Annotated in this window: 9 protein-coding genes; 6 read left to right on the top strand and 3 right to left on the bottom strand. The window is 37.0% G+C overall.

Going from position 1 to position 11,860, the window contains the following annotated elements:
• Positions 1–331: 331 nt before the first annotated feature.
• The 4 genes from rfbA to B2145_RS13700 all read left to right on the top strand — a co-directional run bounded on the left by rfbA (position 332) and on the right by B2145_RS13700 (position 6,729).
• The gene (gene rfbA, locus B2145_RS13715) at positions 332–1,207 is read left to right on the top strand and encodes a glucose-1-phosphate thymidylyltransferase RfbA (protein ID WP_291103307.1); all 876 of its coding nucleotides are present in this window, start codon (positions 332–334) and stop codon (positions 1,205–1,207) included.
• Between the two features lie 655 nt (positions 1,208–1,862).
• Positions 1,863–3,449, top strand: coding sequence for a nucleoside-diphosphate sugar epimerase/dehydratase (locus B2145_RS13710; protein ID WP_349677728.1), 1,587 nt, complete (start codon positions 1,863–1,865; stop codon positions 3,447–3,449).
• 629 nt (positions 3,450–4,078) lie between these two features.
• Positions 4,079–4,948: an ABC transporter permease gene (locus B2145_RS13705; protein ID WP_291103302.1), complete on the top strand. Its 870-nt coding sequence runs from the start codon at positions 4,079–4,081 to the stop codon at positions 4,946–4,948.
• A gap of 386 nt (positions 4,949–5,334) precedes the next feature.
• Entirely contained in the window at positions 5,335–6,729 is a 1,395-nt protein-coding gene (locus B2145_RS13700; protein WP_291103299.1) for an exopolysaccharide biosynthesis polyprenyl glycosylphosphotransferase, read from the top strand.
• Between the two features lie 248 nt (positions 6,730–6,977).
• Here the strand turns inward: B2145_RS13700 and B2145_RS13695 are convergent, their stop codons facing one another.
• Positions 6,978–8,117, bottom strand: a complete 1,140-nt coding sequence (locus tag B2145_RS13695; RefSeq protein WP_291103296.1) for a DUF4105 domain-containing protein — start codon at positions 8,115–8,117, stop codon at positions 6,978–6,980.
• A gap of 24 nt (positions 8,118–8,141) precedes the next feature.
• Complete coding sequence (locus B2145_RS13690; protein ID WP_291103397.1) at positions 8,142–9,128, bottom strand: PorV/PorQ family protein; 987 nt, start codon at positions 9,126–9,128, stop codon at positions 8,142–8,144.
• 275 nt (positions 9,129–9,403) lie between these two features.
• Here B2145_RS13690 and B2145_RS13685 point away from each other — a divergent pair, with 275 nt between their 5' ends.
• Together B2145_RS13685 and B2145_RS13680 are read left to right on the top strand one after the other, a co-directional pair.
• Complete coding sequence (locus B2145_RS13685) at positions 9,404–10,138, top strand: CDP-alcohol phosphatidyltransferase family protein (protein ID WP_291103294.1); 735 nt, start codon at positions 9,404–9,406, stop codon at positions 10,136–10,138.
• Entirely contained in the window at positions 10,125–10,988 is an 864-nt protein-coding gene (locus B2145_RS13680) for a glycoside hydrolase family 25 protein (RefSeq protein WP_291103293.1), read from the top strand. The genes B2145_RS13685 and B2145_RS13680 overlap by 14 nt, the downstream gene beginning before the upstream one ends.
• A 118-nt stretch (positions 10,989–11,106) precedes the next feature.
• Here B2145_RS13680 and lptB read toward each other — a convergent pair whose 3' ends face one another.
• Positions 11,107–11,847, bottom strand: a complete 741-nt coding sequence (lptB, locus tag B2145_RS13675; RefSeq protein WP_291103395.1) for an LPS export ABC transporter ATP-binding protein — start codon at positions 11,845–11,847, stop codon at positions 11,107–11,109.
• Positions 11,848–11,860: the final 13 nt, after the last annotated feature.

The raw sequence follows: 11,860 nt of genomic DNA, 5'->3' as shown, positions 1-11,860 counted from the left end.
TTGAAATAACTAGCGGTATTAGGCAAGCAAAATTAATTTCAGGGATTCCTTTCGAATGATGAAAACACACCCCCAGCCCCTATAACTCCGTCCTATATTTAATTTTGGAGTCGTTGAACCCAAAAGGGTTTCAAGAGGGGAGAAGCTAGAAGGAGAAATTAAAAAGGAAATGATATTGTTATTTTTTAATTTTTTGCCCCAACCCTAAAGGGAGAAATTAAAAAATGGTATAGATTAGCAAATCAAGTTCCAATCTATTTTTGCCGCCTTTAGGGAAGGGGCAAACAAAAATGAATTTATAATTAACACATAACCCAAAATACAAAATACAATGAAAGGAATTATTCTAGCGGGAGGATCGGGCACTAGATTGCATCCGTTGACTTTGGCCATAAGCAAACAAATGATGCCGGTGTATGATAAACCCATGATTTATTACCCTCTGTCTACCTTGATGATGGCAGGAATAAACGAAATATTAATCATTTCGACACCACATGATTTGCCCAATTTCAAAAAGTTATTGGGGGATGGTTCTCGTTTAGGCTGTAAATTCAGTTTTGCCGAACAAGCTATTCCAAACGGATTGGCACAAGCCTTCGTGATTGGAGAAGAGTTTATAGGGGATGATGCGGTGGCCTTGGTCTTGGGCGATAATATTTTCTTTGGCGACACTATGAAACAATTGCTGCAATCGAATATCAATCCTAAAGGAGGCGTAGTATTTGCTTATCATGTGGCTGATCCTGAGCGATACGGTGTTGTGGAGTTTGATGAAGAGAACACGGCCATTTCTATCGAAGAAAAACCCTTGACGCCTAAATCAAATTTTGCGGTTCCGGGATTATATTTTTATGACAACAGTGTTGTTGAAATTGCCAAGAGTATCAAGCCAAGTCCAAGAGGGGAATATGAAATTACCGATATCAATAAAGTTTACCTTGAAAAAAGGCTTTTAAAAGTAGGCATCTTGGGAAGAGGCAACGCCTGGCTAGACACAGGAACTTTCGCTAGTTTGATGCAAGCGGGTCAGTTTGTGCAGGTGATTGAAGAAAGACAAGGACTGAAAGTAGGTTGCATAGAAGAAATTGCCTGGAGTCAGGGATTTATTGACGATGAACAACTAAAAGCCTTGGCAGAACCTTTGGTGAAATCGGGTTACGGCACTTATTTGCTTCAATTGTTAAAAAGTAAAATCCCTGTTTAATAGGTAGCTTTTTTAATGAATTGTGAATAAAATTATCTATACTAACCCGTTGGCTGTAATTATTAAAAAAATGTATCAAGAACCAGTTTTTTAATAATTACACCCAACGGGTTATTTTGTTTTAATATTCGGCCATAATACGCCATTCATCTAGTTTTTTTACCGTTCATCTATGGAAATGAAATATATTTTAAAGAAAGTATTATTTTTGAATAGTTAAGTTGTAATTTTGATATTGAAAGGATATAACCTAAAAATAAATATTTTGAGCACAATTAAAGATACTAGTTTAGCCTCTTTTTTTCCAAGATTTTTTTCAAAATCAAACTTCAGATTCAATATCCAAAAATTAAGCTATTTGCCTAGATGGATCATAGTTTTTCTTGATTCTATGGTTTTGGTCCTGGCGTTTTGTTTTACGTATCTAATATTTAAAGGAACGGGATTAGATTATATTATTACCCCACATGTTTTTGCGTTTATTGGTTCATTTTTCTTAGTTAATTTATTCTTCTTTTGGTTATTTAGAACCTATTCTGGTATTATCAGGCACTCCTCTTATATTGATGCGGTCAAACTTTTGTTTTCACAAATGGCTGTTTTGGTTTTCTTTCTTTTTTTTAATTTTTTATTCGAATTGTTATATAAGGAAAAGATGTTTTTAAACACAGCTCTTTTTATTAACATAGTATTTTCTTTTTGCGGTTTGTTTTTGTATCGTGTCATTGTAAAACAAACTTTTGAACTTTTTTTTTCAGAAAGCAATGATAATAAATTAACAAGAACCGTAATTTATGGAACGGATGCCAATGCGATATCGGTTGCCAATGCCTTAAAGTTTGAATCACCTTCCCGTTTTAAAATTGTAGGATTTGTGGATAGGAACAGTCAGCATGCTTCTAAACGTATACTGGATTTACCCATATTAATTCTGAAGAAAAAGTTACCTGGCTTAATGCGTTCTGTTGGCGCTGAAGGCGTTATTATGGCCGATAAAAGCTTATCCAAAGAGGAGCAATTAATCATTGTTGACCAATGTTTAGAATACAATTATAGGGTTTATATGGTACCTTTGATTTCGGACTGGGAAAATCAAAAAGAGATTTCCCAAAAAATAAAAAACATTCAAATTGAAGATCTGCTCGAAAGAAGCCCCATTGTATTAGACAGCAAATCCATCACGAAACAGTTAAAGGACAAAACCATTTTAATTACGGGAGCCGCTGGATCAATAGGGAGTGAAATCGTACGACAAGTACTACGTTTTGAACCCAAAATGGTAATTGTAGTAGATCAAGCTGAAACGCCATTGCATCATCTTTGTTTGGAGATGGAAGGAATCAACACAAATACAAAGATACATACTGTTATTACCGATGTAAGAAATAAAGCAGCATTGAATAAAGTCTTTAAATTATACCGCCCTCAAATGATTTATCATGCTGCTGCCTACAAGCATGTGCCATTGATGGAAGAAAACCCTTCTCAAGCCATTCTTACCAATGTAGAGGGAACCAAAAACCTTGCCGATTTGGCCTGCAAATATGAAGTCGAAAAATTTGTAATGGTGTCTACGGATAAAGCGGTAAACCCCAGCAACGTTATGGGGGCAAGTAAAAGAATAGCCGAAAAATACGTACAATCATTACAATTAAAAAGCAGGAATGAAAATAAATTATATGCAACAAAATTTATTACCACTCGTTTTGGAAATGTTTTAGGATCCAATGGCTCTGTCGTGCCTTTGTTTACAAAACAAATTGCCGAAGGCGGTCCCGTTACCATTACGCATCCAGACATCATTAGGTATTTTATGACCATCCCCGAGGCGTGCCAATTGGTTTTGGAAGCCGGGGCTATGGGTAATGGAGGCGAGATTTATATTTTTGATATGGGAAAACCGGTCAAGATTATCGATTTGGCAAGAAAGATGATCCGGCTAGCCGGATTTAACCCTGATATTGATATCAAAATAAAGATTGTGGGTTTGAGGCCAGGAGAAAAATTATACGAGGAGTTGCTCAATGACACTTCAAAAACATTGCCTACCTACCATGATAAAATTACAATTGCACAGGAAATTCAAGAGGAGTTTGAAACCCTGCACACTGACATTATTGAACTTATAGGTATTGCCAGCTTTTTTGACAATGATGACATTGTTTTAAAAATGAAAAAAATCGTGCCGGAATTTAAAAGTATGAATTCTACTTTTGAAGTTCTGGATAGACAACTTTTTTAAATTGTATCTGTTGTGAAATAGGAATCTGTACCAATACTGTTTACAAGTTAGTCCAATTGTCAGTTCGAGCGCAGTCGAGAACCATTATTTCATCTCGACTGCGCTCGATGTCAATGTCATTAGGTTAAGGATTTATTTGTCATTTCGACCAACGGGAGAAATCGCATAATGTGAGCAAATAATGAGATTCCTCGTTCCTCGGAATGACAAAACAAGGACTTTTTTTCTTAACTTAATGACATTGCGCTCGATGTGACAAAAAAATATTAGACTAATGGATATCAGCAATTGGTATAATTAAAAAATTATCCTTGTCATTCCAATGCATAAAAAAAGTTCACAAAGAATCATTTTCTTCGTGAACTTTTTTTATGCAATCCACCTAAGGGAGCCGTTTTGGCACCAGGAGAAAAAACAATCCTCTTGAAGGCTATTATGAAAGTTTTTTTCTGGGCAAAATCCTCATGAGTTCTAAAAAAAAAAATAAGCAAAGTAATCCCTAAAAGTATATTTTTGAATTGCCAAACGTTATCGTTATATTTGCCTTAGGGCATTATAAGAATAGTGTCTATTTTAACAATGAAAAGAGGCTCCTGATTTTTATCGAAAGGAGAACTTAGTAACTATAAATGGACAATACAGAAAATACGGAGACTGATTGGTTGTTTGAAATAACGCCAAAAAACAAATTCTTCTCGCTGAATCTCAAGGAAGTTTGGCAGTACCGGGATTTGTTGATGCTTTTTGTCAAAAGGGATGTCGTTACGGTTTATAAACAAACCATTTTAGGGCCATTATGGTACTTGATACAACCCTTGTTTACCTCGATTATCTTTACCATTATTTTCAATACTGTAGCCGGAATAGAAACGGGTGCCGTGCCTCCATTTTTGTTTAATTTGGCAGGAATAACGGTTTGGAATTATTTCACGTCTTGCCTGACCGATACCTCGGACACTTTCAAGAGAAATGCAGCCATATTTGGCAAGGTTTATTTCCCTCGTGTCATTATGCCCATTTCTATCGTGATTTCCAATTTATTAAAATTCGGAATTCAATTCTTGATATTTATGGCGTTTTATGTTTTTTATTATTTTCAGGGAGCTGCCATAAGCCTGAATGCGGCCACCGTATTTTTTCCGTTACTGGTAGCTTTGATGGGTGTTTTGGGATTGGGACTGGGAATGTTTATTTCGTCCTTGGTTACCAAATACAGGGACTTCAGTTATCTCATAGGTTTCGGGGTGCAATTGCTGATGTACTTGTCGGCGGTAATGTATCCCATGGCATTGATCAAAAGCAAAATGCCCGATTATGCTTGGTTAGTTCAATATAATCCTTTGGCTTACGTTATAGAAACCACACGATACATGTTGCTAGGAATAGGGCATATTTCTGTTTTGGGGCTGGTTTACACCATCAGTGTAACCATCATTGTGTTTTTTGTGGGCTTGTTGGTTTTTAACAAAACGGAGAAAAGCTTTATTGATACGGTTTAGATTTTAGATTGCCAATGCTCAAATAGTGTCGGTAAATAACGGATAATAATTACTTGAATATGAATAACAAATAGTGAAGTTTTAAAAACCCATAGTGCCCAAAGAGGAACAAAGACATCCTATAAAAGCCGAAAACAGCTCCAAGGCAAGCTTCTTATCCTCGGGTTGTATCGCTTCCTTGCTGAAAGTGGGCACAGGATTTTTACTAAACCCTATGTGTTTTTTATTCTTTAGCCGGGTTTAAACAGACCCATACGGTTAAATAAACAAACACACAGCATTAAAACTTACTTTAAAAGAACAACGCTGTTGTTTACCGATTTTTTATCGATTTCATCAGATGTTTGATTAGATTTGTTTTTTAAAGAGAAGTTGCCCCACTGGATATGAAAAAGAAAAACAAAATACATTTTGAAGTATCGGAAAGAAAAGTGCTGCTGAGAATTTTTGATGTTGTTTTTATTTTGACTGCATTGCATCTCACGGGGAATTTTCTTGATCTTGATTATCTGGATGTTTCGACTTCCCATTTCGAGTATGCCCTAGTCCTTGCCCTATATCTCAATGTTATTGGAACCATTTTCGAAATGTATGATCTGCAAGTAGCCAGTAATCAGTTCCAAGTTTTGAAAAGTACCATTCTCACTGCTTCGACTACCGTTTTGCTTTATTTGCTAACGCCTGTTTTCTCGGCTGGGTTGCCGTCAAAAAGATTTCAGATTTTGCTCTTTTATTTTACCGTACTTTTTGCTTTGCTTTTATGGAGAATATTTTATGTCAAGTTTTTGGCATCCGATCGATTTGTTCAAAACGGGGTGTTGGTATGTGACAAAGAGCAAGTGGAAGAATTAATTCTGGGACTCGAGAGTGCGGATCCCCATTATAGAATTATTGCCTATGTCAATATTGGAAGTGCCAAAAATAACATCCTTGAATACGATTACGTCCAACATCTCAAGATTGATGATTTGGAGTCATTTGTCAAAGAAAATGTCATTTTCGAAATTATCATTGCCTCACAAAAAACCGAAGAAATTACCGTCGAGCTATACCATAAATTACTCCATTTGTTGGAATCCGGGAATACCATTCGCGAATATACCCAAGTGTACGAGAGTAAAACACAACGTATACCGGTGCAATATATCGCAAGGGATTTTTATAAGTTTTTCCCGTTTGGCAGAAGCAATAGTAACCAAATTTATTTGTTGGTCATAAATTTTTTGGAAGTGCTAATTTCTGTCTTAGGATTGTTTTTTGGAGCGATGTTGGTTCCCTTTATCTTTATTGGGAATGTCATCGGAAATCGAGGAAAACTATTCTATACCCAGGAGCGAGTGGGTAAAAACGGTAAAATATTTCGAATACTCAAGTTCAGAACCATGATTGAAAATGCCGAAAAGGGAAGGGCCGTATTTTCTGCCCCAAATGACACTCGTGTTACTCCTTTTGGTAAATTTTTGCGTAAAACGAGAATCGACGAAATCCCACAATTTATCAATATTTTAAAAGGGGATATGGCAGTTATTGGACCACGACCCGAACGACCTTTCTTTGTGAAGGAAATCGCCGAAATAATGCCTTTTTATGAAACACGGCATGTGATTAAACCCGGACTTACCGGATGGGCACAAGTTAATTATTCCTACGGAGAATCATTGGAAGACAGCTTGGTAAAACTGCAATATGATTTATATTACATCAAACACCGAAGCGTTTTCTTGGATTTGAATATTACCATTAAAACCATAAGTACGGTATTGTTTTGTAGAGGGCAATAGATTGAGAAGGAGTATCGGAAAAAAAGGAGTTTTGCCCAATACTTGAAACGAATTTTTTTATTGGTCTCAAATATAATTTAAAACCATACAACATTTATTGCAATTCGTGGCTAATGTTTGTTTTATAACGTGCAGAATTTCAGTCTGCCAAACAAATCTATAGACTTTGAGTTCCATGGTGGTTTAGTTTTTGTCCATATTAAAAGCTAAAAGAGGTTTTTGACCAAGATTAATAATCGAATACAAGATTAAAAAACAAGGGGAACTCGTTTGCTGTTCTTAATGGCTGTTTTTGCCAACAGTACCGCACTTGTTAGCATAAGCGGCAACACAATCAATAAATGTGTTTTGTTGACCATAATGATGAGGTAAACAAGAATAGAAAGCGCATTAAGCACGCATAGGTTGACGGTCCACTTTTTATTTTTCGTGAAATAAAAATAAAGCAATGCCAGCAGCGTTGGGTTAAATAACAGCATATTATAATTATTTGACAGCTCTTGGTGAAACGAATAGAACCCAACAAAGCCGAAGAATATTCCCAACAGGCCCATTATTGAAAGATAAAACAAATCAATGCTTTTTTTGTTTAAAATGACAATAAACCCAAGAAGCAGGGCATAGGTATAAAAATTATCCCACAACGTGCCTGGAACTTCTTTTTTAAACTCCAACAGGATTTTGCTTTCCTTGCAAAGGGGGTGGTCCTGGAACTGGATTAGTTTCAAACTTTTTTGTAGTTCAAAAGGCAAAAAGATTTGTGTTCCATAAGCGTCCACTTTCTTTCCGAAAATGATGCTGGTTCCCAGTTTTTCATAAAAAGAATTATCAAAATAGGGATATAGGATGGATCTATAGGTTTTGTCCGTGTCGGTTTTTTTTACAATTACCTTCCCTTCCAATGTCTTATTCAGCATATCCACCACCATCGAAGTGCAGTTCTTGTCAATAAATTTATAGGTATAATAGCTTTCGCTGGAGCGTAAGGCTTCGCTTAAATTGTCAAATAATTTTTGTTTGTAAGCCAAGGGAAGAATTAATTCCTGTTCATAAACACCTCTTTTCTCATAGGTATATTGATTCAGGAAATCCGAAAAAGCATTGGCGACAGCAAAATATTGCAAATCCCCTTTTATGAATTTCGGGACAAAATTAGGAGTGGCAAAATCAAAGGCGCCATAATTATAAACCACATCCAAATTATTGTCTAAATCAGTTATCCGGATGGCGGTGTGTCCGAATAATGAATAGGATTCGTTGCCGGTATCGCAAGTGATTACACTGGCACGGGCGTTTTTTGACAATACAATGTTTTGGGCAAAGCTGTTGATTGTCAAACCAATCAGAAGTGTAAAAGAGAAGATTTTTTTTAATAAGGATGAATTCATTTATGGATATATTAAAAGAATAAATTAATTTCTAAATAGTGCTAAATCTACTTTTACCGAAAAAATATTCGAATACAAGGTCGCGCTTTGATTGCCCAAATCAGTCAGGGCATAATCAACCTGTATGCCTTTGTATTTAAATCCCAATCCGATATTAGGTTGGAAGCCCACTTTTTTGGTATTGTCAATTTGTTGTATGTTTTGAAAATTTCCCACGCCTGCACGTACGAAAACCAAGTCGGTGTAGCCAAATTCGAAACCCAATGTGGGATCGACACTTACAAAACTCGTCGCAATGAGGTCGTTTGTTTTGGCGAATCGCATATTGATATTAGCTGCCGCCAAAATACTGTAATCATAGCGAACAATAAACTTCTTGGATAGTCCCAGTTGGGCTTTTGGAGCCGTAATTTCGGTGCTTTCGGGCAATTCCTGGTTTTGTCCCGGAATGGCATCGGCTATTTTTTTGTATTCTGCCTCGTTGATATTCCAAACATTATAGGTTGTGGTTATATCCCGAAGCATCAAGCCAAATTGCCAGTCGTTTTTTTCGAATTGCAAGCCGGCATCAAAACCAAATCCCCAAGAACTGGCAAATTTGCCAATAATTCGACGGATTATCTTGGCGTTAACGCCGTATTGAAATCCGGGAATGGCTGATTTTCGGGCATAGGAAAAGGTAAAACCATAATCGGCCGTGGAAAAAAGACTGATTCTGTTGTAGTCAATATTGCCTTGGCTGTCGATTAATTCGGTGGTATTCAGGATATCATCAACGCCAAAACGAATCATCGAAATGCCCCAAGCGCTTTGGTCATCTATTGGTTTGGCGTATGCGATATAGTCATATTGGGCGATATTGGCAAAATAATTGGCGTGCATCAAGGAAATCTGGTGGTCTTCGAGATGGATAAGCCCGGCCGGATTCCAATAGCCCGAATTCACGTCGTTAGTGCTGGAAGTTACTGCATTCGCCATTCCCAACGCTGCCGCATCGACACCAATATTCATGAACTCGTTCGAGTATTTCCGGACGGATTGACTGTACGAACTGGCGCAAACCATAAGGATGAAGAAGAATTGATTTTTTTTCAACATTGATTATTTTGCAAGCCGAAGGACTGCGTAAATTTTACCAAAAATATAATTTTTTACCGAGCTTCATCCTTCCCTTGGATAAATAAATTGTAAAGTGGAACAACTGTTGAAAATCTCTTGTAAAAACAATCTTCACATTCACTTATTATACTAAATTTGTCAAGTTTGCCAATCTAATCTTTATACTTATGAATATTAAAAAACACATCCCGAATCTAATCACGTTGCTCAATCTTTTTTGCGGCTGTATTGCCTTGGTTTTTGCAGCTGAATTGAATTTTGAAATGGCTTTCTATTTCGTGTGTTTGGGTATCTTTCTGGATTTCTTTGATGGTTTTTTTGCAAGACTATTCAAAGTTTCCAGTCCGCTTGGTTTGCAATTGGATTCTTTGGCCGATATGGTTACCAGCGGTGTCGTTCCGGGTTATGTGATGTTTTGTTTATTGGAAAAATGTCAAGATACGGTATCCCCTATTGTGATTTTGCCCTATCTTGGTTTTATTATTACTTTGGGTTCCTGTTATCGTTTGGCCAATTTTAATATTGACACCCGACAGACGGATTCTTTCATTGGTTTGCCAACGCCCGCCAATGCGCTGTTTATTTTGAGTTTGCCATTGGTTTTAAAATATTCGGATTCCCTGTTTGTTTTCGAAATTTTGACAAATCATTGGGTTTTATTGGCCATAACTTTGTTCAGTGCTTATATCCTGAATGTCGAAATTCCGTTATTTTCATTAAAAATAAAGGATTTTAGTTTCAAGAAAAATGCACTTCAAATCATCTTCTTGACGGTATCGGTGTTGTTGTTGGCTTTCTTCCAATTCTTGGGAATTCCGTTGGTTATTATTGCTTACGTTTTGCTGTCGGTAATCAATAACAAGTTCCTGAAAAAGCAAGTTGTTATCAATGAGGAAAAATAGCAGCCGAAGTAGGACGTCAATAAAACGAAAACCCCGAAAAAAATCTTTTTTTTTCTCCGGAAAACTGTTGCGTTTTTCCATAATCGCTTTCGTTGTTTTGTTGTTTTTTGGACTTGTCTATCATTATCGCGAGGGTTTGGCGTATTATTTGGGTTTCAAATCCGATAAAACCCAGTACGAGAAAGCCGAAGCCAAACGCATTTCGGATGTTCGCAATTATCAGGTTTTGGAAAATCACGAAGGCAAAGCAATTGGTTTGGATGTTTCGGAATTTCAAGGAACAGTCGATTGGACTTTGGTTAAAACCATAGAAAATAGCTATCCGCTGGAGTTTGTTTTCATTCGTGCCACGGCAGGAAATGATAAAGTAGATGGACAATTTAAAAACAATTGGCTTGGTGCCCAAAAAAGCAAAATTATCCGTGGGGCTTATCATTATTATCGTCCCAACGAAAATTCATTGGAACAAGCCGAACTTTTTATCAATACCGTGCAATTACAAAAAGGTGATTTGCCTCCTGTTTTGGACATTGAGAAACTACCGAAAGAGCAGTCTTTAAAAAATATGAAACTGGGTTTGAGCCGATGGCTAAAAGCCATTGAAGCCCATTATAAAGTAAAGCCGATTATTTATACCAGCGAGAAATATTATGATGATTTCTTGAAGGAAGAGTTTAGCGACTATCTTTTTTGGATAGCCAATTATAATTTTTATCGGGAGAAAATCGGAGACGATTGGCTTTTTTGGCAATTTACCGAAAAGGCATCCGTGCCGGGAATAAAAGGCAATGTGGATGTCAATATTTACAACGGAGATGTTGAGCAGTTGAGGTTTATTGCGGTGGAGTAGTGTTCAGATTTCAGTCCCGATAGCTATCGGGATTAGATTTCAGATTTCAGATTTCAGATTAAGAATGATAAACAACTAGTCTGAAATCTGATTTTTATTTTTGCTGCCTGCTACCTGATTAAAACTCCAACTTCTTCTTTCTCAACTCGAAATTCTGTCCAAGATACACGCGACGTACCATTTCGTCTTCGACCAATTCTTCGGGAATTCCTTCTTTCAAGATGCCGCCTTCAAACATAAGATACGTTTTATCGGTGATAGCCAGAGTTTCCTGAACGTTATGGTCGGTAATCAGGATTCCGATGTTTTTATTTTTTAGTTGCGCCACGATACGCTGAATATCTTCCACGGCAACGGGGTCAACTCCCGCAAAAGGCTCATCGAGTAATATGAATTTAGGGTCGGTGGCAAGACAACGTGCAATCTCGGTACGACGTCGTTCTCCGCCCGAAAGCAAATCGCCACGATTGGTGCGGATGTGCTGCAAACCAAACTCGTCGATTAAACTTTCCATTTTGGCTTCTTGTTCTTCTTTGGAGAGTTTTGTCAATTGCAAAACGCTCAAAATATTATCTTCAACGCTTAACTTCCTGAATATGGAGGCTTCCTGAGCCAAATAACCGATACCTTGTTGGGCTCTTTTGTACATCGGGAAATGGGTGATGTCTAAATCGTCAAGATAAATATTGCCCATATTTGGTTTTACCAATCCCACAATCATATAAAAAGAGGTTGTTTTTCCGGCTCCATTTGGTCCCAATAATCCCACAATCTCACCTTGGTTTACTTCAACGGATATGCCTTTTACGACACTGCGTCCTTTATATGTTTTAACTAGATTCTCGGCTCTTAATTTCATTTGCGTACTCATT

Origin of the sequence: Flavobacterium sp. UBA5153, from assembly GCA_002413745.1 — a bacterium.
Taxonomy (GTDB): domain Bacteria; phylum Bacteroidota; class Bacteroidia; order Flavobacteriales; family Flavobacteriaceae; genus Flavobacterium.
This window is presented reverse-complemented; position numbering and strand designations above follow the sequence as displayed.